The sequence below is a fragment of the Streptomyces sp. NPDC022552 genome, from assembly GCF_055561875.1.
Window position 1 is genome coordinate 181,292 of record NZ_JBVHGJ010000005.1, and the last position, 21,616, is coordinate 202,907.

General features: G+C 71.2%; 19 protein-coding genes and 1 tRNA gene. 13 read left to right on the forward strand and 7 right to left on the reverse strand.

All coding sequences use genetic code 11. The features are described from left to right. Positions 1 to 134: 134 nt before the first annotated feature. On the reverse strand, positions 135 to 746 hold the full coding sequence (locus ACZ3OF_RS16415; protein ID WP_361670333.1) for a hypothetical protein: 612 nt from the start codon (positions 744 to 746) through the stop codon (positions 135 to 137). A gap of 291 nt (positions 747 to 1,037) precedes the next feature. Continuing rightward, the gene (locus ACZ3OF_RS16420) at positions 1,038 to 1,718 is read right to left on the reverse strand and encodes a bifunctional DNA primase/polymerase (protein WP_361670330.1); all 681 of its coding nucleotides are present in this window, start codon (positions 1,716 to 1,718) and stop codon (positions 1,038 to 1,040) included. 379 nt (positions 1,719 to 2,097) lie between these two features. On the opposite strand from ACZ3OF_RS16420, the gene ACZ3OF_RS16425 reads away from it, so the two are divergent. Both ACZ3OF_RS16425 and ACZ3OF_RS16430 read left to right on the forward strand, forming a co-directional pair. Continuing rightward, positions 2,098 to 3,717, forward strand: coding sequence for a PP2C family protein-serine/threonine phosphatase (locus ACZ3OF_RS16425; protein ID WP_467305404.1), 1,620 nt, complete (start codon positions 2,098 to 2,100; stop codon positions 3,715 to 3,717). Between the two features lie 158 nt (positions 3,718 to 3,875). Further along, complete coding sequence (locus ACZ3OF_RS16430) at positions 3,876 to 5,333, forward strand: aminopeptidase P family protein (RefSeq protein ID WP_467305156.1); 1,458 nt, start codon at positions 3,876 to 3,878, stop codon at positions 5,331 to 5,333. An 85-nt stretch (positions 5,334 to 5,418) separates the two neighbouring features. Here the strand turns inward: ACZ3OF_RS16430 and ACZ3OF_RS16435 are convergent, their stop codons facing one another. Further along, entirely contained in the window at positions 5,419 to 5,865 is a 447-nt protein-coding gene (locus ACZ3OF_RS16435) for an ATP-binding protein (RefSeq protein WP_361670321.1), read from the reverse strand. A gap of 302 nt (positions 5,866 to 6,167) precedes the next feature. Between ACZ3OF_RS16435 and ACZ3OF_RS16440 the strand changes: the two genes are divergently transcribed. The 9 genes from ACZ3OF_RS16440 (at position 6,168) to ACZ3OF_RS16480 (ending at position 16,029) form a co-directional block, all read left to right on the forward strand. Beyond that, positions 6,168 to 6,971: a hypothetical protein gene (locus ACZ3OF_RS16440; RefSeq protein ID WP_361670318.1), complete on the forward strand. Its 804-nt coding sequence runs from the start codon at positions 6,168 to 6,170 to the stop codon at positions 6,969 to 6,971. A 125-nt stretch (positions 6,972 to 7,096) separates the two neighbouring features. Next, on the forward strand, positions 7,097 to 7,855 hold the full coding sequence (locus tag ACZ3OF_RS16445) for a YcnI family copper-binding membrane protein (protein WP_361670315.1): 759 nt from the start codon (positions 7,097 to 7,099) through the stop codon (positions 7,853 to 7,855). Positions 7,856 to 7,950: 95 nt separating this feature from the next. Further along, the gene (locus ACZ3OF_RS16450; RefSeq protein WP_467305406.1) at positions 7,951 to 8,616 is read left to right on the forward strand and encodes an SCO family protein; all 666 of its coding nucleotides are present in this window, start codon (positions 7,951 to 7,953) and stop codon (positions 8,614 to 8,616) included. Continuing rightward, positions 8,613 to 9,089 carry a copper chaperone PCu(A)C gene (locus ACZ3OF_RS16455; protein WP_467305160.1) on the forward strand — a complete coding sequence of 159 codons (477 nt, stop codon included), beginning with the start codon at positions 8,613 to 8,615 and terminating at the stop codon, positions 9,087 to 9,089. The genes ACZ3OF_RS16450 and ACZ3OF_RS16455 overlap by 4 nt, the downstream gene beginning before the upstream one ends. 24 nt (positions 9,090 to 9,113) lie before the next feature. Then, positions 9,114 to 11,126: a copper resistance protein CopC gene (locus ACZ3OF_RS16460; protein WP_467305162.1), complete on the forward strand. Its 2,013-nt coding sequence runs from the start codon at positions 9,114 to 9,116 to the stop codon at positions 11,124 to 11,126. A gap of 5 nt (positions 11,127 to 11,131) precedes the next feature. Beyond that, complete coding sequence (efeB, locus tag ACZ3OF_RS16465) at positions 11,132 to 12,412, forward strand: iron uptake transporter deferrochelatase/peroxidase subunit (protein ID WP_467305164.1); 1,281 nt, start codon at positions 11,132 to 11,134, stop codon at positions 12,410 to 12,412. A 27-nt stretch (positions 12,413 to 12,439) separates the two neighbouring features. Next, on the forward strand, positions 12,440 to 13,375 hold the full coding sequence (pheA, locus tag ACZ3OF_RS16470; RefSeq protein WP_467305166.1) for a prephenate dehydratase: 936 nt from the start codon (positions 12,440 to 12,442) through the stop codon (positions 13,373 to 13,375). 561 nt (positions 13,376 to 13,936) lie between these two features. Then, on the forward strand, positions 13,937 to 15,226 hold the full coding sequence (serS, locus tag ACZ3OF_RS16475; RefSeq protein WP_361670296.1) for a serine--tRNA ligase: 1,290 nt from the start codon (positions 13,937 to 13,939) through the stop codon (positions 15,224 to 15,226). After that, positions 15,223 to 16,029: an HAD family hydrolase gene (locus ACZ3OF_RS16480; protein ID WP_361670293.1), complete on the forward strand. Its 807-nt coding sequence runs from the start codon at positions 15,223 to 15,225 to the stop codon at positions 16,027 to 16,029. The genes serS and ACZ3OF_RS16480 overlap by 4 nt, the downstream gene beginning before the upstream one ends. Positions 16,030 to 16,129: 100 nt before the next feature. On the opposite strand, the gene ACZ3OF_RS16485 is transcribed toward ACZ3OF_RS16480, so the two are convergent. From ACZ3OF_RS16485 to lpdA, 3 genes are all read right to left on the reverse strand, one after another. Further along, a tRNA-Ser gene (locus tag ACZ3OF_RS16485) sits at positions 16,130 to 16,214 on the reverse strand. A 186-nt stretch (positions 16,215 to 16,400) separates the two neighbouring features. Further along, entirely contained in the window at positions 16,401 to 17,018 is a 618-nt protein-coding gene (locus ACZ3OF_RS16490; RefSeq protein ID WP_467305169.1) for a rhomboid-like protein, read from the reverse strand. 101 nt (positions 17,019 to 17,119) lie between these two features. Continuing rightward, entirely contained in the window at positions 17,120 to 18,523 is a 1,404-nt protein-coding gene (gene lpdA / locus ACZ3OF_RS16495) for a dihydrolipoyl dehydrogenase (protein ID WP_361670287.1), read from the reverse strand. Between the two features lie 147 nt (positions 18,524 to 18,670). On the opposite strand from lpdA, the gene ACZ3OF_RS16500 reads away from it, so the two are divergent. Together ACZ3OF_RS16500 and ACZ3OF_RS16505 are read left to right on the forward strand one after the other, a co-directional pair. Continuing rightward, on the forward strand, positions 18,671 to 19,396 hold the full coding sequence (locus tag ACZ3OF_RS16500) for a FadR/GntR family transcriptional regulator (RefSeq protein ID WP_361670711.1): 726 nt from the start codon (positions 18,671 to 18,673) through the stop codon (positions 19,394 to 19,396). Beyond that, positions 19,393 to 20,733: a CynX/NimT family MFS transporter gene (locus tag ACZ3OF_RS16505; protein WP_467305171.1), complete on the forward strand. Its 1,341-nt coding sequence runs from the start codon at positions 19,393 to 19,395 to the stop codon at positions 20,731 to 20,733. The genes ACZ3OF_RS16500 and ACZ3OF_RS16505 overlap by 4 nt, the downstream gene beginning before the upstream one ends. A gap of 156 nt (positions 20,734 to 20,889) precedes the next feature. On the opposite strand, the gene ACZ3OF_RS16510 is transcribed toward ACZ3OF_RS16505, so the two are convergent. Then, entirely contained in the window at positions 20,890 to 21,609 is a 720-nt protein-coding gene (locus ACZ3OF_RS16510) for an ABC transporter permease (RefSeq protein ID WP_361670284.1), read from the reverse strand. Positions 21,610 to 21,616 lie beyond the last annotated feature (7 nt).

Genomic DNA, 21,616 nt, shown 5'->3' on the forward strand with positions numbered 1-21,616 from the left:
CCCTGTCCGAATAACCGAGATCGAATTTGCGAACAGCAGATCTCTTGTTACCGTTCTAGAAGCCCGGTCGCTGGTGCATCCCCCGTCGCCAGCGATCGGGTCTTCTCATGCCCGGACGGATCCCGTCCCGAGGCTCAACTGCCGCCCGGTGCGGCCATGTTGCTCCCCGCCCGCAGCAGCAGCGGCGTACTGCCTCCCTCTCCCGAACCTGCGAATTCCGCCACGGCCGAATATGCCGAAGCGGCGCCCCGCGAACGCTCCCGCGGCGTCTCACAGGCCCCCGGTTCGTCCCGCGCCGGAACCGAGCAACGCACTTGTACGGTCCGCCCCGCAGGCCCCATAAGAGTGAGTACGGAGTCGAGCTGCTGGCCGCCGGCGTTGCGGTAGTACGTACGCGCCCAGGTGTCGGGCCCCTCCGTCAGCACGCACGTCTGCGCCTCGATCCCGTCGGGGGACGTCAGGTCGGGACCGCAGTGCGAGGCGCGGCCGGGAACGTCCGCGGGGGCCTGCGCGGCGGCGGCGGAGTTCTCGGGCGCGGGGGTCGGCGGGGCCTCGGGGGCGCCGAGACCGAGCCCGGGCAGCAGCCCCCCGTCGGCCCGTCGCCCGGCGTCCGGCGCGCGGTCCTCGGCGCGCGGCTTGGCGTCGGCGTCCGGACCCGGACCGCCGGCCTGGCCGGCGAGAGCGGCCAGCGGCAGCAGCGTGGCACACACCACGACGGCCCCGAGCCCGATCATGCGGAGATTCATGGGACCCACCTGCCCGGCTGGCTGCGACGTGAGAACGGCAAGAACGGCAAGAACCGCGTGCGCTACGTGATCAACGTGAACGGTGCGCCGAAGATATCGGCGGATCGGCGGCGCACAGCGCGCCGCGCGCCCATTTCCCGTACAAGTCGGGCAGCCTCACACCCGTACGGGTGAGGCAGCCCGGCGAACACCGCCCGTCCGAGCCCCTCGACCTGTCGCCCCGTCGACGCGCCGCGCGTCGCCCCCGGCCCTTCCGCCGCGCGTCGCCTCCGGCCGGTCCGTCCCCGCCCGTCAGTACGCGAGCCTGCTGCCGCCGCCCGGCGCGCCCGTGCTCGCCTCCACCAGCGCGTCCACGACCGCCTCCACGTCCGGCAGCCAGGGCCGGGCCGAACCCTCCAGCGGCGCGCGCTCCCAGCGCACCTGCCCCGGCCCCGCGACCGACGGCGGCAGCAGCAGATAGCCGCCCTCACCGTGGAACCGCAGCGAGCTGGGCACGCTGTCCTTCGCGTAGAGGAGCTCGCCGAGCTGTTCCAGGCCGTACGGAGCGACAAGCAGCGACCAGCGCGTGGGCGTCGCCACCACAGGCCCCAGCCGCATGCCCATCGTGTCGAGGGCGACCAGGGCTCGCGCCCCGGCGACGGCCGGCAGGCTCACCGCGCAGGGCGCGGTGCCTCCGGTGGCCAGGACCACCGGGGCGTCCGGGCGCCGGCCCCACCACCAGCGGATCATGCGCTCGTCGGTGGTGGCCGCGAGCAGTCCGGGGTCGAAGGGATGCGCGCCGGGGACGACACACCCCGGGTCGGGGCAGGCGCAGCCGGCCCCTCTGGACGTACGGGTCGTCGCCTTCAGCCCCACGCCGGGCAGCACGGGCCATCCCCACTCGGTGGCGCATACGAGCGCCGCGTCGAGCTGGACGGTCCTTTCCCTGCGCCGGAACCGGAACCTGCGTCGCCTTCCGAGGATCTCGCGCATGAGCGCTCGTTCCTTTCCGTTGAACGCCGAATCCACATCACACCATGTGCAGATCACTTCACTGTGCGTATCAGCGCGTACAAGGTCGGCGGTTCACCGCTCCATGTGGGGCGGGAGGGGCCGAGCTGAGGCTCGTCGTCCACTTGAGGGGGCGCGGCCTGCGGCGATGAGGACGCCCAGGCACCCTGCCAGGTTCCGGGGCGGTTCCAACTGCCCCTGGCCATCACCGATTACGTACCCGTCACGTTCAAATCAACGCGCTTTCAAACGACGCCAGTCGACCGCAAAAGGTGCGTCGAGGGGGCAATTTTCGGCCAACTTGGCCCGCACTTCAACCCTTCTGCCAAATCCCACGGACACCACAAGTCCCGTGGGGACAATGCTGGACATCGCTCCTCTTGTGCGTGTACATGTGGATGCATTGCTAGCGGCGCAGATTGACATGGGGGTTTGCGATGCTATTGAGCGAAACGCACCGGTCGGAAAGTCAGCCGACATGAGCGCCCCACACCTGCCGAAAGTGGCTGGAATCGATTCCACGGTTCCCTCGCCCGCGCACACTACCGCGCCTGTTCCGCCCGTACACCCGTCCGCGACAGCCCTCCCGGCGATCCCCGGCGCGATGATCCAGGACCGGCTGGCCGGCTGGGTCTCCGACCTCACCACCCTCCACGAACTCACCGAACGCCTGGTCAAGACCGGTTCGCTCGACGAAGCGCTGCGCGAGGTGCTGCGCGCCGGAGCCGCCCTCGTCGGCGCCCGTCGCGGCATGGCCGTCCTCGAACCCGGCGACGGCCTCGGACCCACCTCCACCATCGGCCTCGGACTCGCCCACGCCGACCTCGGCACCATCGAGACCGTGCCGCGCAGCGCCACCTCGTACGGCCGCATCCTCGACGGCCTCCCCGAACCGGCCCACGAACCGGCCGCCGCACGGGCCGTCCCCGATCCGGCCGGCGCCCACGGCTTCCCCGATCCGATCGCCGCGCCCCCTTCGACCGCGACCCCCCACCCGATCACCGTTCCCGATCCGATCGCCGTCCCCGACCTGCTCGGGGAGGCCGGGCTCGACCCGCGCCAGCGCGAAGTCGCCGCCCGGCTCGGCTACGCCGCCAGCTACGCGCTCCCCCTCGCCACCGAGGCGGCGGGCAAGCTCGGCGCCGTCGTCTGGCTCTACGACGAACCCGCCGAACCCGCCGAACGCCAGCGCCATCTCGTCGGCCTCTACAGCCGCCACGCCACCGAGCACCTCGCCCGCCTCCTGGAGCTGGAACGGGCCCGCGTCCAGGTCGCCACCATCGCCGAGGAGCTGCTGCCCAGCCGCCTCCCCCGGGTCCCCGGCGTCCAGCTCGCCGCCCGCCACCACACCGGCCCCCAGGGCGGCGGCGACTGGTACGACGCGCTGCCGCTGCCCGAGGGCGCCCTCGGTCTCGCCGTCGGCTCCGTCTCCGGGACCGGCCCCAGCGCGCTCGCCGCGATGGGCCGGCTGCGCGCCTCCCTGCGGGCGTACGCGGTCATGGAGGGCGAGGACCCCGTCGCCGTCCTCTCCGACCTGGAGCTCCTGCTCAGGCTGACCGAGCCCGCCCGCTCGGCCACCGCGCTCTTCGCCTACTCCGAGCCGAAGCAGCGCAAGCTCGTCCTCGCCGGAGCCGGACACACCCCGCCGCTGATCATCGGCGACCACCGCACGGAGTTCGTCGAGACCTCGCTGTCGGCACCGCTCGGGATGCTCGCCTGCTGGGAGGCGCCGAGCATCGAGATCGCCCCCGCCCCCGGAGAAACGGTGCTGCTCTACACCGACGGGCTGCTCCGCAGGACCGGCGACCCCATGGACCGGGCCTTCGCACGGCTGCACGCGGCCGCCGCGAGCGTCCCGAAGGCGGACCGCAGGGACCCCGGAGCCATCGCCGACCACGTCCTGCGGACGATGCTGCCCGAGGGCCTCGCCCACGCCGTCGACGGAGAGGACGTCGTCCTGCTCGCGGCCCGCTTCGAATGAGCCCCGCACGGACCACGCGTCCTCGCCGGAGCCGCGCCGCGCATGAGCTGCGCGTAGGCCGGAGGTGACTCAGCGGTAATGGGTCTTACGGCCCTGGGCCCCCTTCCGTACGACCGTACGATGGAGGGGGTTCAGTGTCGTACCAAAAGGAGACCCCCGTGGCAGACGAGCTCACCCCGGAAACCCCGGACGAGACCGAAGAGCCGATCAAGCAGCGCAAGAACGGCCTGTACCAGGGCGTGTCCGACGAGCTCGCCGAGAACATGAAGTCCGGCTGGGCCGACACCGAGCTGCGCGGCCTGGAGCCGATCGCCCAGGCGCGGCACACCGCCGACCGCCGTGCCGCGCTCTCCGCCCGCTTCCCGGGCGAGCGCCTCGTGATCCCGGCCGGCAACCTGAGGACGCGCTCGAACGACACCGAGTACAGCTTCCGCGCGTCGACCGAGTACGCCTACCTCACCGGCGACCAGACGCAGGACGGCGTCCTCGTCCTGGAGCCCACGAAGAGCGGCCACAAGGCGACGATCTACCTGCTGCCGCGCTCCGACCGCGAGAACGGCGAGTTCTGGCTCGACGGCCAGGGCGAGCTGTGGGTCGGCCGCCGTCACTCCCTGACCGAGGCCGAGCAGCTGCTCGGCATCCCGGCCAAGGACGTCCGCGAGCTGACCGCCGCGCTCAAGGAGGCCACCGGCCCGGTCCGCGCCGTCCGCGGCCACGACGCCGGCATCGAGGCCGCGCTGACCGACAAGGTCACCGCCGAGCGCGACGAGGAACTGCGCGTCTTCCTCTCCGAGGCCCGCCTCGTCAAGGACGAGTTCGAGATCGCCGAGCTCCAGAAGGCCTGCGACTCCACCGCCCGCGGCTTCGAGGACGTCGTCAAGGTCCTCGACAAGGCCGAGGCCACCAGCGAGCGCTACATCGAAGGAACCTTCTTCCTGCGCGCCCGCGTCGAGGGCAACGACGTCGGCTACGGCTCCATCTGCGCCGCCGGCCCGCACGCCACCACCCTCCACTGGGTACGCAACGACGGCGCGGTCCGCCCGGGCGAGCTGCTGCTCCTCGACGCCGGCGTGGAGACCACCGAGCTCTACACCGCCGACGTGACCCGCACCCTGCCCATCAACGGCCGCTACACCGAGCTCCAGCGCAAGATCTACGACGCCGTGTACGAGGCGCAGGAGGCGGGCATCGCCGCGGTGAAGCCCGGCGCCGCCTACCGCGACTTCCACGACGCCGCCCAGCGCGTGCTCACCGAGAAGCTCGTCGAGTGGGGCCTGGTCGAGGGCCCGGTCGACCGCGTCCTGGAGCTCGGCCTCCAGCGCCGCTGGACCCTGCACGGCACCGGCCACATGCTCGGCATGGACGTCCACGACTGCGCCGCCGCGCGCACCGAGGCGTACGTCGACACCACCCTCGAGCCGGGCATGTGCCTGACCGTCGAGCCGGGACTCTACTTCCAGGCCGACGACCTGAGCGTGCCGGAGGAGTACCGCGGCATCGGCGTCCGCATCGAGGACGACATCCTCGTCACCGAGGACGGCAACCGGAACCTCTCCGCCTCGCTGCCGCGCCAGGCCGACGAGGTCGAGGCGTGGATGGCCGCCCTGAAGGGCTGACCGGCCGGCCTGAAGGCGCGTACGAGAGAGGGCTCCCGCCGACCGTGACGGTCGGCCGGGGCCCTTTTTCGTACGCGCCGTCAGATCACGTCAGCGCGAGCGGGGCGTCCGTACGCCACTTCACGATCTTGTCGAAGCTGACCAGTGCCCCGCCCCGGCCCGTACGGCCGAAGTGGACATGGTCCGCCAGCTCCTCGATCAGCCGCAGACCCCGCCCGTTCTCGGCGTCCGCGGCGGCGGAGGTCACCGGGCACCCGGCCGCCGAGAAACCCGGCCCGGAGTCCGCCACCTCGATGTGGCAGGTCTCGCCGTCCAGATACGCGGTGACCCGGTACTCCGCCGAGGCCGGGCCGGAACCGGAGTCCCCGCCGTGCTCCACCGCGTTGGCGCACGCCTCGGTCAGTGCGACCGACAGTTCGTAGGACACATCGGGGTCGACCCCCGCCGTCTCCATCGTGCCGAGCAGCAGCCGCCGGGCGAGCGGAACGCTCGCGGCTTCGCGCCTCAGATGGAGGGACCACCAGATGCTCATGCTTCAGCCTCCTGGCTGCGGCTCGACATGCTGCGGCGCGACATACCGTTACCTATTGCCGCCCTATGAGGTCCGTAAGCGCCTCGGCACCACAAGAGCGCTCGTTCGGCGGATGTGTACACGCCGTGCGCCGGTGTATGCCGGTCCCGACACCCCGCCGCAGACCCTGCCCGGCGTCCCATCCGGCCCCCCTTCCGACGCCCCATCCGGCGCCCCGCCCGAAGTCGCCCCGAAGGCACCAAAGGTGATCTTCCGGACCTGCCTCATGCGGGGCACGGGCCTGGTGCAATGATGGGCCCGCCATGTCTGCCCCCGCGCTCGCGCCACGCCTGCTGAGGGCCGCGGTGTTCACCGCGGTCTGCGTCGTGCTGTCCGGGCTCGGACACGCCCTCGCCGCATGCGCGGGCATCGCCCTGTGGACACTGGCCGCCGGCTTCCTCGCGATCTTCGGCGTCACCGTGCTCTTCGCCGGACGGGAACGCTCGCTGCCCGTCATCGTCACCGCCCTGGCCGGCGGACAGCTCGGGCTGCACGTCCTGTTCGGGCTCGGGCAGCGGCCGCTCTCGGCCGGCTCCCTCGGTCCGGTCACCGACGACGCGCTGATCCGGATGGCCGCCAAGATCGTATGCGGCGGCGGGGCCACGTCCCTGAGCGCCGCCGACGCCACCCGGATCATCAGCGACGCCGGCCTCGACCCGGCCGACGCCGCCGCCACCGCGCACACGGCCCACGCCGCCCACCTCGCGGCCGGAACGGCGTCCGGCGCCGAGATCCTCCCCGACCTGCCGATGGTGCTGGGCCACCTCCTGGCCGCACTCGCCACCGGCTGGCTCCTGCGCCACGGCGACCTCGCCCTCGGCCGGCTCGTCCGGCTCTCCACCCACGGGGCGACCGAACTCGCCGAAGGCGCCCTCGTCCGCTCCCTGCGCGCCGCGCTGACTCTCGTACGGGCCCTGCTCGCCGGCCTCCCCGGACTTCCGGCCGCCGGACCGCGCCGCCTTGCCCGTACCGCGGACCACACCTCGCCGCCCACCGGCGCCGAGGCACTCCAGCACACGGTCGTCCGGCGCGGCCCTCCGGCCGCCGACTGCGCCCTCGCGGCCTGACGCGGACCGCTCACCGAGAGCGGGCCCGCGGCTCTTCGTACGCCCGTACCAACCGGATCACACCCTTCCGGCCCTCGGCGTGCCGGAACCCCGACCCTTCTCACGAGCTGGAGTGTCCTGTAGTCATGAACGTTTCCCGTATCGCCCTCACCGGTGGCATCGCCCTCTCCTCCGTCGTGCTGCTCTCCGGCACCGCCTTCGCGCACGTCGGCGTCCAGCCGCAGGGTGAGGCCGCCAAGGGCGGCTACGCGACGGTCAACGTCAAGGTCCCCAACGAGCGCGACAACGCCTCCACCATCAAGGTCGAGGTCAACTTCCCGGCCGACCACCCCCTCGCCTCCGTGATGCCGCAGCCCGTCCCCGGCTGGAAGTCCGAGGTCACCAAGTCCAAGCTCGCCAAGCCGCTGGAGCTGCACGGCAAGACCATCAACGAGGCCGTCACCAAGGTCACCTGGACCGCGGACGGCTCGAAGATCGGCCCCGGCCAGTTCCAGCAGTTCCCGCTCTCCCTCGGCCAGCTGCCGGAGAACACCGACCAGCTCGTCATCAAGGCCATCCAGACGTACGACAACGACGAGGTCGTCCGCTGGATCGAGGAGGCCAAGGACGGGGCCGAGCCCCAGTACCCCGCGCCCGTCCTGAAGCTCTCCGCGGCGAGCGACGACCACCACGGCGGCGGCGGCGCCAAGACGGACGACAAGGCCGGTCACGACGACAAGGCCAAGGACGAGGCCAAGGGCGACAAGGCCCACACGGAGAGCGCCGCCCACGCGGACTCCGACAGCAGCGACACCACCGCCCGCGTCCTCGGCGTCGTCGGCATCCTCATCGGTGTCGCGGGTGTCGCCTTCGGCCTGCTCGCCGGCCGCCGCCGCTCGGCCTGAACCGAGAGAACCACGAGAGAACGAGTTCCATGTCCGTCCAGAAGACGAACGACCCCAGCACCGACGCGCGGACCCGGCCCAGCCGCCGCGCGCCCCTGATCGCCGCCGCCGTCGCGGTCGTCGCCGCCCTCGCGGTGACGGCCGCGGTCGGCCTCGGCGGCGGAGACGACAAGGCCGCCGGATCCGGCAACGGAACGGTCGCCGCGATCTCCGGCGGCAGCGACGGCACCAAGGCGGCGACCGTCCTAGACCGCCCGTTCACCAAGCCCGACCTCGTCCTCACGGACACCAAGGGCCAGAAGTTCGACCTCCGCGCGCAGACCAAGGGCAAGCCGACGCTGATCTACTTCGGCTACACGCACTGCCCCGACGTCTGCCCGTTGACGATGAGCAACATCGCCATCGCCAAGAAGCAGCTCCCCAAGGCCGACCAGGACAAGCTCCAGGTCGTCTTCGTCACCACCGACCCCGAGCGGGACACCTCGGCCGAACTCGGCAAGTGGCTCCCCGCCGCCGGCGACCCGTCCTTCATCGGCCTCACCGGCGACTTCACCACGATCCAGGCGGGCGCCCGCCAGATCGGCATCGGCATCGACCCGCCGAAGAAGGAGAAGGACGGCTCGGTCGTCTCCATGCACGGAGCGCAGGTGATCGCCTTCTCGCCCACGACCGACCAGGGCTACGTCCTGTACGGCGAGGACACGAGGGTCGAGGACTACACCAAGGACCTGCCGAAGCTCATCAAGGGGGAGAACCCGTGAACCGCCGCACCACCACCCTGATCGCCGCCCTCGCCCTCACCTCCGGGCTGGCGCTGACCGGGTGCTCGACCGACAGTTCCGCCGGAGCCGCCGGAGCCACCGGCAAGCCCGAACTGAAGGTCAGCGGCGCGTTCATGCCGCAGCCCGTGATGGACATGGCCGGCGGCTTCCTGACCGTCAAGAACGACAGTGCCACCGCGGACAAGCTGACCTCCGTCACGAGCCCGATCTCGGACGACGTCCAGATCCACGAGACGAAGAACCAGAAGATGCAGCAGGTGAAGTCCTTCGACATCCCTGCCAACGGCGAGCTGAAGCTCGAACGCGGCGGCAGCCACATCATGTTCATGGCGCTGAAGCAGAAGCCCAAGCAGGGCGACAAGGTCAGCATCGAGCTGCACTTCGAGAAGTCCGACCCGATCAAGGTCGACCTTCCCGTCGAGGCCGCCACCCACAACCCGAAGCAGCACTGAGCTACTTGAGGGACTGACACACACATGCCCACCACCACCGCCCCGCGCCTCGGAACCGCCCTGGCGCGGCTGCTGCTCGTCGCGGCCACGCTCCTCGGCGCCCTGCTCGCCGGCGCAGCCCCCGCGTCCGCGCATGCCGCGCTCACCGGCAGCGACCCGCAGGACGGGGCGGTGGTCGCCACCGCCCCCAAGGACGTCAACCTCACCTTCTCCGAACAGGTCGCCATGAGCGACGACTCGATCCGGGTCCTCGACCCGGCGGGCAACCGCGTGGACACCGCCGAGATACGCGACCTGTGCAGCGGCTCGATCGTCAGGTACGGGGTCGGACTCCGCGCCGGCCTGCCCGAGGGCACGTACACCGTCGCCTGGCAGACCGTCTCCGCCGACAGCCACCCCATCGCGGGCGCCTTCACCTTCTCCATCGGCGCCCCCTCCCAGACCACCGTCGCCCTCCCCGACCAGGAGGTCGGCGGCGGACTCGTCGGCGCGCTCTACGGCATCGCCCGCTACCTCTCGTACGCCGGCTTCGTCGTCCTCGTCGGCGGCAGCGCCTTCGTCCTCGCCTGCTGGCCGCGCGGCGCGAGCGTCCGGCCCCTCCAGCGGCTCGTCGTGCGGGGCTGGCTCACCCTGACCGCGGCCACGCTGGCCATGCTGCTGCTCCGCAACCCGTACACCGGCTCCGGCGAACTCGCCGACGCCTTCGACCTCGGCGGACTCGGCTCCGTCCTGGAGACGAAGACCGGCGCCGCGCTCATCTCCCGGCTGCTGCTGCTCGGCGCGGCCGCGCTCTTCGTCGCCGTGCTCTTCGGGACGTACACCAAGCGGACCGACGAGAAGGAGAAGAAGGACCTCACCTTCGGGCTCGCGATCGGCGGCACCGTCGTCGCCGCCGGTATCGCCGGCACCTGGGCCCTCGCCGAGCACGCCTCCACCGGCATCCAGCCGGGGATCGCGATGCCCGTCGACCTGCTGCACCTGCTCGCCGTCGCGGCCTGGCTCGGCGGACTGACCGCGCTGCTCGTCGCCCTCTACCGGGCACCCGGCATCGAGCGGACCGCGGTGGAACGCTTCTCGAAGCTCGCCTTCGGTTCGGTCGTGGTCCTCGCGGCCACCGGGCTCTACCAGTCCTGGCGACAGGTCGGCTCCTGGTCCGCGCTGACCGGCACGTCGTACGGACAGCTGCTCCTGGTCAAGGTCGGGCTCGTGGCCGTCCTGGTCGGTATCGCCTGGATATCCCGCCGCTGGACCCAGCGCCTCGGGGAACCGGCGGCGTCCGACGCACCCGCCGAAGAGACCGCGCAGGACGAGAACGACCGGGAGGAGGACGCTCAGGACGAGGACGGCCGGGACGAGGCCGCCCAGGACGAGAACGACCGGGAGGAGGCCGCCCAGGAAGAGGACGGCCGGGACGAGGCCGACCTGGCAGCGAGCGACCGGGAAGAGGAGGCCCTCGACCCCGAGCGGGCCGCGCAGCTCGCCCGGCAGCGGGCCGCCGTCGCCCTCGCCCGTACGAAGCGGGACCGGGACGCCGACCCCGAGCGCACCGGCCTGCGACGCTCCGTCCTGACCGAAGCCGTGGTCGCCGTCGTCCTCCTCGCCGTGACGACCGTCCTGACCTCGACCGAGCCCGGCCGCACGGAGGAAGAGGCGGGCCGCTCGCAGTCCGCCTCCGGTTCGACCGCGGTGCCCGAGCGGCCCGTCGACATCCGGCTGCCCTTCGACACCGGCGGCCCCGCGGGCAAGGGGACCGTACGGCTCAGCCTCGACCCCGGCCGGACCGGCGCCAACGTGCTCCACCTGTTCGTCGACGGCCCCGACGGCCGCCCCCTGGACCTGCCCGAGATCAAGGTCGCCTTCACCCTGAAGGCGAAGGACGTGGGCCCGCTGCCCGTCGTCCCCGAGCGGATCCAGGCCGGACACTGGAGCGCCAACGCCGTACAGATCCCGATGGCCGGCGACTGGCAGATCCAGGTGACCGTCCGCACCTCCGACATCGACCAGACCACCATCGACAAGAACGTGAAGATCGGCTGACCGACGTGAGCGACAACGACAACCTTGAGATCTCCCGGCGGCGGCTGCTCGGCACGGTCGGCGCTGCGGGCGCGGCCGGCCTCGCCCTCGGCGCTGCGGGCGGCACCGGGGTCTATGCGGCGGTCGCCGACTCCGGCTCCTCGGCCTCCTCTGCCGCCGACGGAACGGCGCTGGCGACCGTCGGCTCCACCGAGGCGATGTTTCACGGGAAACATCAAGCGGGGATCATCACTCCGCTTCAGGCGCGCGGCCATCTGATCGCCTTCGACCTCGCGCCCGGGGCCGGCCGCAAGGAGGCCGCCGCGCTGCTGCGCCGCTGGTCGGCGACGGCCAAGGACCTGATGGCGGGCAAGCCGTCGACCGACGACACCGGTATCGCCCTGGACGCCGGACCCTCCTCCCTGACGGTCACCTTCGGCTTCGGCCACTCGTTCTTCGGCCGTACGGGACTCACCGCCCGCCGCCCCACACAGCTCGACGCACTGCCCGCCTTCTCCGCCGACGCCCTCGACCCCAAGCGCTCCGAGGGCGACCTCTGGGTGCAGATCGGCGCCGACGACGCACTGGTCGCCTTCCACGCACTGCGCGCCCTGCAGAAGGACGCCGGCTCGGCTGCCGGTGTCCGCTGGCAGATGAACGGCTTCAACCGGTCCGCAGGTGCCACGGCCAGGCCGATGACCGCCCGCAATCTCATGGGCCAGGTGGACGGAACCGGCAACCCGAAGCCGTCCGACCCCGACTTCGACCAGCGGATCTTCGTCCCCGCCGGGGGCGGGACCGGCGCCTCCGGGGCTCAGGAGTGGATGGCCGGAGGCTCGTACGCCGTCGTCCGCCGGATCCGCATGCTGCTCGACGACTGGGAGAAGCTCTCCCTGGACAAGCAGGAGCGGGTCATCGGACGCCGCAAGTCCGACGGCGCCCCGCTCACCGGAGGAACCGAGACCACCGAACTCGACCTCGACAAGACCGGGCCCGACGGCAAGCTCGTGATCCCGGACAACGCCCACTCGCGGATCTCCGCCCCCGAACAGAACGGCGGAGCGGCCATGCTGCGCCGCCCCTTCTCCTTCCACGACGGGATCGCGCCGGACGGCACCCCCGACGCGGGGCTGCTCTTCATCTGCTGGCAGGCCGACCCGCTCAGGGGCTTCGTCCCTGTTCAGCGCAAGCTCGACCGGGGCGACGCGCTCTCCCCGTTCGTCCGGCACGAGGCGAGCGGCCTCTTCGCCGTGCCGGGCGGGGCAGCGGAGGGCGAGTACGTGGGCCAGCGGCTTCTGGAGTCCTGAAAGCCCGGCGCCTATTAGGGTGACCGTATGTCAGCCACCCGGTATACGTATCTCGGCCCCGAAGGCACCTTCACGGAGGCCGCGCTGCGTACGCTGCCCGAGGCCGCGACCCGGGAACTCGTCCCGATGGTCTCCGTACCGGCCGCGCTGGACGCCGTACGCAACGGAGAGGCCGCCGCCGCGCTCGTACCGATCGAGAACTCGGTTGAGGGCGGCGTCACCGCGACGCTGGACGAGCTGGCCTCCGGGGAACCGCTGATGATCTACCGCGAGGTGGTCCTGCCGATCGCCTTCGCGCTGCTCGTCCGGCCGGGCACCAAGCTGTCCGAGATCAAGACGGTCACCGGTCACCCCGTGGCGCAGCCGCAGGTGCGGAACTGGCTGCGCGGTCACCTGCCCGACGCCCTGTGGGAGTCGGCGGCCTCGAACGCGGACGGGGCCCGGCTGGTGCAGGAGGGCCGGTTCGACGCGGCCTTCGCCGGCGAGTTCGCGGCGGCGACCTATGGCCTGGAGGCCCTGGTCACCGAGATCCACGACGCGGAGAACGCCGAGACCCGGTTCGTCCTGGTGGGCCGTCCGGCCAGGCCCTCGGCGCGGACGGGCGCGGACAAGACGTCGCTGGTGCTGTGGCTGGGTGATGACCATCCGGGTGCCCTCCTCGAGCTGCTCCAGGAATTCGCGGTGCGCGGGGTCAACCTGATGCTGATCCAGTCCCGTCCGACGGGCGCGGGGATCGGCAACTACTGCTTCGCCGTGGACGCCGAGGGCCATGTCTCGGACCGGCGCGTGGGCGAGGCACTCATGGGTCTGAAGCGGATCTGCCCGAAGGTGCGGTTCCTCGGTTCGTACCCGCGGGCGGGCGTCGCGGTCGAGGACGTACGGGCGCTGCGGCGCGGGACGTCGGACGCGGAGTTCATGGCGGCCTCCGATTGGCTGGCGAGGGCCCAGGACGGTCGGGCCTGACCTGATAGTGCCCCACCGCCTCCTTCGCCGGGGGCGGTCGTCCACAGGCGTGAACCACTAGTCCTACCTGCATATTTTCCGTCCACGCCCCTAGTTATCCACAGGCGACCCTCTCGGCCTGGGGACAAGTCGATATGGCTGGGGAGTGAGGTCGACAAATCACCCCAGTCGGCTTTCTGTCACCCACAGGGCGCAGCCCGCCTCACGTCACCCCCATTCCGTTGATCAACTCTTTAGAGCGAGTGAGATCAAGGAATTCCCACCCGGAAGAGTGCGCCGGGGTGGTTTGATCATGATTGCGCCCAGGAATTCGTTCACGATCCACAGAAGTTCCGCACAGCCTGTGGAAAACTTTTCAGGACAGGCCTCCGCTGTGGAGAAGTCCGCGCACCCACGGGGCGGTTCGGTCAAGCCGCGCGCCCGTCCGCCCCTTTTCGGGGGCCCCTGTACCGTTTATTGACGAATAGGGAGAGCATTTCCCAATGCCGGCAATTCGGGCATAGCAACACGCACGGCTATATCGGGTGGGGTGGGACGAGCGCGCACCGGTAGCCTGGTGGGGTGATTGACCTTCGCCTGCTCCGTGAGGACCCCGACCGTGTTCGCGCCTCCCAGCGCGCCCGTGGAGAGGACGTCGAACTCGTCGACGCCCTGCTCTCCGCCGATGAGCGGCGCAGGTCGTCCGGCGTCCGCTTCGACGAGCTCCGATCCGAGCAGAAGGCGCTCGGCAAGCTGATCCCCAAGGCCTCCCCCGAGGAGCGCGCCGAGCTCCTGCAGAAGGCGGAGCAGCTCAAGACCGACGTCAAGGCCGCCGAGGCCGAGCAGAACGAGGCCGACGAGACGGCCCGCAAGCTCCTGCTCCAGCTCGGGAACATCGTCCACGCGGACGTGCCCGTCGGCGGCGAGGAGGACTTCGTCGTCCTGGAGACGCACGGCACGATCCGCGACTTCGCGGCCGAGGGCTTCGAGCCCAAGGACCACCTGGAGCTGGGCGAGGCGCTGGGCGCCATCGACGTCGAGCGGGGCGCCAAGGTCTCCGGCTCGCGCTTCTACTACCTGACGGGTGTCGGCGCCCTGCTGGAGCTGGCCCTCGTCAACGCGGCGATCGCGCAGGCGACCGAGGCCGGGTTCATCCCGATGCTGACGCCGGCGCTGGTCCGCCCGCGCGCCATGGAGGGCACCGGCTTCCTCGGCCAGGCCGCGGAGAACGTGTACCACCTGGAGAAGGACGACTTCTACCTCGTCGGTACGTCCGAGGTGCCGCTCGCCGCGTACCACATGGACGAGATCATCGACGCGGACAAGCTCCCGCTGCGCTACGCCGGCTTCTCGCCGTGCTTCCGCCGTGAGGCCGGCACGTACGGCAAGGACACCCGGGGCATCTTCCGGGTCCACCAGTTCGACAAGGTCGAGATGTTCTCGTACGTCGCTCCGGAGGACGCCGAGAACGAGCACAAGCGGCTCCTGGAGTGGGAGAAGCAGTGGCTCACCAGCCTTGAGCTGCCCTTCCAGGTCATCGACGTGGCCACCGGCGACCTGGGCTCCTCCGCCTCGCGCAAGTTCGACTGCGAGGCCTGGATCCCGACCCAGGGCAAGTACCGCGAGCTGACCTCCGCGTCGAACTGCGACGGCTTCCAGGCGCGCCGCCTGTCCGTGCGGATGCGCGACGAGCGGGGCGGCAAGAAGGTCGTCCAGCCGCTCGCGACGCTGAACGGCACCCTGTGCGCCGTGCCGCGCACGATCGTGGCGATCCTGGAGAACCACCAGCTCCCGGACGGTTCGGTGCGGGTGCCCGAGGTCCTCCGGCCCTACCTGGGTGGCCGCGAGGTCCTGGAGCCGATCTCCAAGTGAGCTCCTTCCCGTACAAGCTCGTCGCGACGGACCTCGACGGCACGCTGCTGCGCGCCGACGAGTCGGTCTCGGAACGTACGCGTGACGCTCTCGCCGCCGTGGTGGCGGCGGGGGCGGCGCACATCGTCGTCACCGGCCGGTCCGTCCCCTGGACGCGGCACATCCTCGACGACCTCGGCTACGAGGGACTCGCGGTGTGCGGTCAGGGCGCGCAGGTCTACCACGCGGGCGAACACCGGCTGCTGACCTCGGTCACCCTGGACCGGCAGCTGGCCGGTCTGGCGCTGTCGAAGATCGAGGCCGAGGTGGGACCGCTGGCCCTGGCGGCGAGCCGGGACGGTCTGGACGGCGCGGTGCTGATCAGTCCGGACTACCGGGTGCAGGAGGGGCCGCTGCCGTTCGTCCCCTTCGAGGACCCGGCGGAGCTGTGGTCCGCCCCGCTGAACAAGCTCTACATCCAGCACCCCACGCTGTCGGACGACGAGCTGGCGGGCGCCGCCCGGCAGACGGTCGGCAGCCTGGTGGACGTCGTCATGGCCGGCCCGGGGATCGTCGAGATCCTCCCGCTGGGTCTGAGCAAGGCCACCGGCCTCTCGCTCGCGGCCCGCAGGCTCGGCGTGAAGGCGGCGGAGACGATCGCCTTCGGCGACATGCCGAACGACATCCCGATGTTCGGCTGGGCGGCGCGCGGCGTGGCGATGGAGAACGCGCACGAATCCCTGAAGGCGGTCGCGGACGAGGTCACGACCTCGAACGAGGACGACGGCATCGCGGTCGTGCTGGAGCGCCTGCTCGCGGCGTAGGCGCGGGGCCCGTACCCGTACGGGCCTCACCGCTTCGCTACGGCCCCGGGCCTCGGCGGCCGGCTGTCACAGCATGGTCGCCGCCCGCCCAGGGGTCACGCGGAGGATGCGCGGATCGAACGCGCGCGGGCGTGAACCCGACTACGGCTTAGCAAGCCGCTGCCTTACCACTCGGCCAATCCTCCGGGTGGGCGGCCTCGCGCGGAGAACCCGCGCGCTCGAAGCGGCCGCCCCGGCGGCGCTAGGGGGCGCCGCCCTGCAGGGAGCTCGACGGACTCGAACTCCGGCTCGAACTGGTGTCGGTCATCGTCGCGCTCCTCCCCGGTCTCGTGGCCGGCCCGGCGGCCTCACAGCGGGCGTCTCCCGCACAACTAGTGTGCGCGTGGCGGAGGTTCGGAAGCCACCGAATTACCGCGCGGGACGCCCCGGGTGAGCGGCCGGCAGGCCAGACCGACGGCGAGCGAGATCGCGTGACCCAGATCCGTGTACGTATGGCTCGTGAACAGCGGTACGGCGAATAACGTCAGCGCTCCCGCCAGATAGAGCCACCGCCAGGGCCGCGGGATCCGGTAGGTCAGGATGCCGACCGACGCCGCGAGCCCGTAGCTGACGCCGATGTCCACCACGTGCGCCATGCTGCGCGGCACATCGTGGTCCTGGATCGCCTCCAGGACGACCTTCTGGCTGATGAGCGTGGCCGCGATGTGGGCCGTGGCGACCGTGACGAGCCAGCGCGGCGTGCCGAGCCAGCGCTCGACGGGCGCGTGGAAGACCTCGAACAGCACCGCGTACAGCAGGAAGTTCGCCGGGTTCTCGATCCAGAACGCACTGCCGAGCAGCGCCCGGATCGGGTGGTGGGAGAGCTGGTGGAGATTGCTGCTGTTGCGGTGCAGCAGGTAGTGCTCCAGGCCGTCGGACGACAGCGCGATGACGATGCTGGTGATCGCGATGACGAGCAGCCACACATGCGTACCGGGTGACGAACGCACCCACGACCTGATCGGTCGGGACGGTTCGCCACCCGGCGCACCACCAGAAAGGGTTTCACACGGCACGTTTCAGTGCCTATCACCCTGAACCGGGAGAGTTCTCAGAAATTGATCATGTGTCCGGCAAGACCGTGGACCGCTTCCTTCACGGCCTCGCCCAGCGTCGGGTGCGCGTGGACGTTCCGCGCGACCTCGTGGACCGTCAGGTCCCACTGCTGGGCCAGCGTCAGCTCGGGCAGCAGCTCGGTGACGTCGGGGCCGATCAGGTGCGCGCCGATGATCTCGCCGTACTGCGCGTCGGCGATGATCTTCACGAAGCCGGTGGAGTCGCCGAGGCCGTGCGCCTTGCCGTTGGCGGTGAACGGGAACTTGGCGACCTTGACGTCGTACCCCTTCTCCCGCGCCTGCGCCTCGGTCCAGCCGAAGCTGGCGATCTGCGGCTGGCAGTACGTGGCGCGCGGGATCATCGGGTAGTCGAGCTCCATGGTCTCGGCGTCCCCGATGGTCTCGGCGGCGACGACACCCATGGACTCGGCGGTGTGCGCGAGCATCAGCTTCGCGGTCACGTCACCGATGGCGTAGATGTGCGGCACGTTGGTGCGGCAGCGGCCGTCGACCTCGATCGCGCCGCGCTCGGTGAGCGCCACGCCGGTGCTCTCCAGGCCGTAGCCGGAGACGTTCGGGGCGAAGCCGATGGCCTGCAGGACCTTGTCGGCCTCCAGGACCTTCTGCGCGCCGTCCTTGCCGGTGACGGTGACGCGGACCTGCGGGCCGGACTCGTCGATCGCCTCGACGCGGGTGGAGGTGAGGACGTCGATGCCGAGCTTGCGGTACTGCTTGGCCAGCTCCTTGGAGACGTCCGCGTCCTCCAGCGGCGCGACCCGGTCGAGGAACTCGACGATCGTCACCTTCACGCCGTAGTTGTGCAGGACGTAGGCGAACTCGATGCCGATCGCGCCGGCGCCGGCGATGATGATCGACTGCGGCACGTCCTCGGCGAGGATCTGCTCCTCGTACGTCACGACGCGCTCGCTGCGGGCGGTGCCCGGCAGGAGCCGCGGGGTGGCACCGGTGGCGATGATGCAGTTGTCGAAGGTGATCGTCTGCGTCGTGCCGTCGGACTTGTCGACCTGCATCGTGTTCGCGTCGACGAAGGTGCCGCGGCCGTCGAACTCCGTGATGCCGTTCTTCTTCATCAGGAAGTGGACGCCCTTGACCCGGCCGTCCGCGACCGTGCGGCTGCGGCTGAACGCCTCGCCGTAGTCGAAGGAGACCGTGCCGTCGACCTTGATGCCGAAGGTCTTGGCCTCGTGGTTGAAGATGTGGGCGAGCTCGGCGTTGCGCAGCAGCGCCTTGGTGGGGATGCAGCCGACGTTCAGGCAGACACCGCCCCAGTACTTCTCTTCGACGACCGCGACCCGCTTGCCCAGCTGGGCGGCGCGGATGGCAGCGACGTAGCCGCCGGGGCCAGCTCCGAGTACGACGACGTCGAAGCGGTCTGACATGACTGACTCCCGAGGGTGGTGAGGGTGTTCGGTCCCGTACGGAGCCACAGTAGTCCGGCGCCCCTCGGAGGGCCTCGGGCGTCAGTTGTAGGATGACTGGGCAACCGGGCCAATGAGGGTGGAGTGTCGCATGGCGGTGGAGTGGTGATGGCGCTGAAGGCGGCGGGGCGGACCTCGCTGGTGGATTCGGTGGTCGAGCAGCTGCGGGAGCAGCTGGTCCAGGGCGAGTGGGCCGTCGGCGACCGCATCCCGACCGAGCACGAGCTCGCCGAGCAGCTGGGCGTCGGCCGCAACACCGTCCGTGAGGCGATCCGGGTCCTGGTCCACGCGGGGCTCCTCGCCTCGCGTCAGGGCAACGGCACGTTCGTCCGCTCGACCGCCGATCCCGCGGCCGTCCTGCGCGGCATGCGCCATGCCGGCGCACGGGACGTCCTGGAACTGCGGGTGGCGCTGGAGGCGGAGGCGGCGCGCCTCGCCGCGGTACGGCGGGACACCCACGACCTGCTGCGGCTGCGGGCCGCCCTCACCACCCTCCGCGAGGAGGGCGACCGTGACGCGGACGCGGACCTGGCCTTCCACCTGGCCGTCGTCGCGGCCACGCACAACGCGGCCTTCACCGAGGTGTACCGCTTCTTCTCCACCCAGGTGCACGAGGTGCTCGTGGAGGCGCTCGGCGACCGGGAGATGCCGCCGGTCGACATCGACGCGCACGAGGCGCTGATCGCGGCGATCGAGTCGGGGGACGCGGAGGCGGCGGAGACGCAGGCCCGGGAGCTGTTGCGGGTGCCGATGGAGACGGTGACGGCACTGACGGGGGAGTCGCCCGCGGAGGAATCGTCGGAGGAGAAGCCGGCGGAGGGTGAGTCGCGGTGAGGACGGATGCGGGCAGCCCGGTCCTCGGCGCGCCGTCCGAGGACGGCCCGGCCACCGCAGCCTCCCAGGTCACCGACGTCACCCAGGCCACCCGATCCCAGTCCGCCGCCACGCAAGGGGCCTCGGGGCGGCGCGCGTTGCTCGCGCACCCGCTGCTGCTCATGGCCGCGATCGTGCTCGCCTCGCTCAACATGCGGGCGGCGCTGGCGAGCGTGGCTCCCCTGGTGGGTGAGATCGCGGCGCAGTACGGCCTGTCGTCGACGGCCAGTTCGCTGGTGACCTCCGTACCCGTCCTCTTCCTGGGGGCGGGCGCGCTGGTGGCGCCGGGGCTGGGACGGCGCTTCGGCGTCGAACCGGTGCTGCTCGCGGCGCTGTTACTGCTCGGCCTCGGCATCCTGGTGCGCGTGCTGCCGTCGGTGTACGCGCTGTACGGCGGCGGTGTCCTGGTCGGTACGGCGATCGCGCTGCTCAACGTGTTGATGCCCGGCCTGATCAAGCGGGACTTCCCGGACCGGGCCGCGTCGATGACCTCGCTCTACACGGGCGCGATGATCGCCGGTGCGACGGTGGTCGCGGCGGCGTCGGTGCCGCTGGAGGAGGCCTTCGGCGGGAGCTGGGAGGCGTCACTGGCCTTCTGGTCGCTGCTGGCGGCGCTCGCCGCGGTGTCCTGGCTGCCTCAGGTGCTGCTCGCCAAGGGCCGTACGGAGCGAGGGGGTCGGCCGTACGCCGGTCACGGGGGCCGTGCCGCGCCGGCGCCCGCGCCCGCGCGGAGCGTCTGGCGTTCCGCGCTCGCCTGGCAGGTGACCCTCTTCATGGGCCTGCAGTCCCTCTGGACGTACGTCCTGATCGCCTGGATGCCGACGATCTTCACGGACCACGGGATGAGCCGCTCCACGGCCGGCGTGCTGTTCGCCTTCAACACCCTGACGCAGGTGGCGGGGGCGTTCGCGGTGCCGCTGCTCGCGGGCCGGATGCGGAGTCAGCGCCCGCTGGTCGTCCTCGTCACGACGCTGGTCGCGGCGGGTTACGCGGGGCTGCTGGCCGCGCCCGTCGAGGGCGCCTGGCTGTGGTCCGCGCTCCTCGGCGTCGGACAGGGCGGAGGCGTCGGCCTCGCCCTGACCCTGATCGTGCTGCGGGCCGGCGACGCGGTGACCGCGTCCCGGCTCTCCGGGATGGCCCAGACCGTCGGCTATCTGCTGGCCGCGGCCGGACCGCTGGTCGCCGGCGCGGTGCACCAGGCGACCGGCTCGTGGACGGTGCCGATCGTCATGGTGCTTGGCGTCTGCGCGACCGCTCTGGTGGTGGGCCTGCTCGCGGCCGGGGACCGCAAGGTCTGACCACGCAGGACCACCCGCCCGAGATCTCATGACATGTACCGAGGCCCCCTCGCGGGGGCCTCGGTACGGCGCCGTCCCGCTCGGGGCGCGGGGTGCGTGCCGTCCTGCTCGGGGACTCGTGCGTGCCGTCCCGCTCAGGGACTCGTGCGTGCCGTCCTACTCCTCGCCCGCCAGCTTCAGCGTCCGCAGCTTCTGGCCCGCGTACCAGGTCGCGAGGACCGTCACGCCGATCAGCAGCGACACCGCCGTCGCCAGGCCGACGTCCGAGGTGACCAGACCCTCGCCGCTGACCTTCTGGGCGACCGCGAGCGCCCACTGCTGCACGCTGAGCGTCTTCGCCCCGGAGATCAGGGAGCCGAACAGGGCCTCCCAGACCAGCGCGTAGACGAGCCCGATGACGACCGCGTGCCGGCTGACCGTGCCCAGCAGCAGGAAGAGGGCGCTGTACGCGATGGAGGCGACCAGCGCCGCGACGGTGTACGCCACCGCCACCTGCTGCCCGTTGCCGTTGAGGATCATGCCGGCGATGAAGGTCGGCACCGCGGAGAAGACCATCGTCACGGCGATCGCGACGATCAGCTTGGTGAAGATGATCGACGGCCGCTTCACCGGCTTGGACAGCAGGTAGACGATCGAACCGTCGTCGATCTCCGGGCCGATCGCGCCCGTTCCGGCGATGACACCGATCAGCGGCACCATCGTGGCGAGCGCGAAACCGCCGAGGACATCGGCAGCGACCTGGTCGTCGGCGCCGTTGAACATCCGTACCGCAGCGGCGATCAGCAGCAGGAACGCGGGAAGAAGGAAGAGGATCAGCGCCCGCCGGCGGCCGAGGAGGGCCCGGTAGGTGAGCCGGGCGACTGTGGGGTTGTACATCGGTCAG

What these genes read in the sequence shown, in the direction of transcription:
- ACZ3OF_RS16420 (WP_361670330.1), bottom strand. Translation starts at nt 1,718, where the DNA reads ATGCGCGAGATCCTCGGAAGGCGACGCAGGTTCCGGTTCCGGCGCAGG.
- ACZ3OF_RS16445 (WP_361670315.1), top strand. Translation starts at nt 7,097, where the DNA reads ATGAACGTTTCCCGTATCGCCCTCACCGGTGGCATCGCCCTCTCCTCC.
- ACZ3OF_RS16415 (WP_361670333.1), bottom strand. Translation starts at nt 746, where the DNA reads ATGAATCTCCGCATGATCGGGCTCGGGGCCGTCGTGGTGTGTGCCACG.
- ACZ3OF_RS16425 (WP_467305404.1), top strand. Translation starts at nt 2,098, where the DNA reads ATGCTGGACATCGCTCCTCTTGTGCGTGTACATGTGGATGCATTGCTA.
- ACZ3OF_RS16510 (WP_361670284.1), bottom strand. Translation starts at nt 21,609, where the DNA reads ATGTACAACCCCACAGTCGCCCGGCTCACCTACCGGGCCCTCCTCGGC.
- pheA (WP_467305166.1), top strand. Translation starts at nt 12,440, where the DNA reads ATGTCAGCCACCCGGTATACGTATCTCGGCCCCGAAGGCACCTTCACG.
- ACZ3OF_RS16460 (WP_467305162.1), top strand. Translation starts at nt 9,114, where the DNA reads ATGCCCACCACCACCGCCCCGCGCCTCGGAACCGCCCTGGCGCGGCTG.
- lpdA (WP_361670287.1), bottom strand. Translation starts at nt 18,523, where the DNA reads ATGTCAGACCGCTTCGACGTCGTCGTACTCGGAGCTGGCCCCGGCGGC.
- ACZ3OF_RS16500 (WP_361670711.1), top strand. Translation starts at nt 18,671, where the DNA reads ATGGCGCTGAAGGCGGCGGGGCGGACCTCGCTGGTGGATTCGGTGGTC.
- ACZ3OF_RS16440 (WP_361670318.1), top strand. Translation starts at nt 6,168, where the DNA reads ATGTCTGCCCCCGCGCTCGCGCCACGCCTGCTGAGGGCCGCGGTGTTC.
- ACZ3OF_RS16435 (WP_361670321.1), bottom strand. Translation starts at nt 5,865, where the DNA reads ATGAGCATCTGGTGGTCCCTCCATCTGAGGCGCGAAGCCGCGAGCGTT.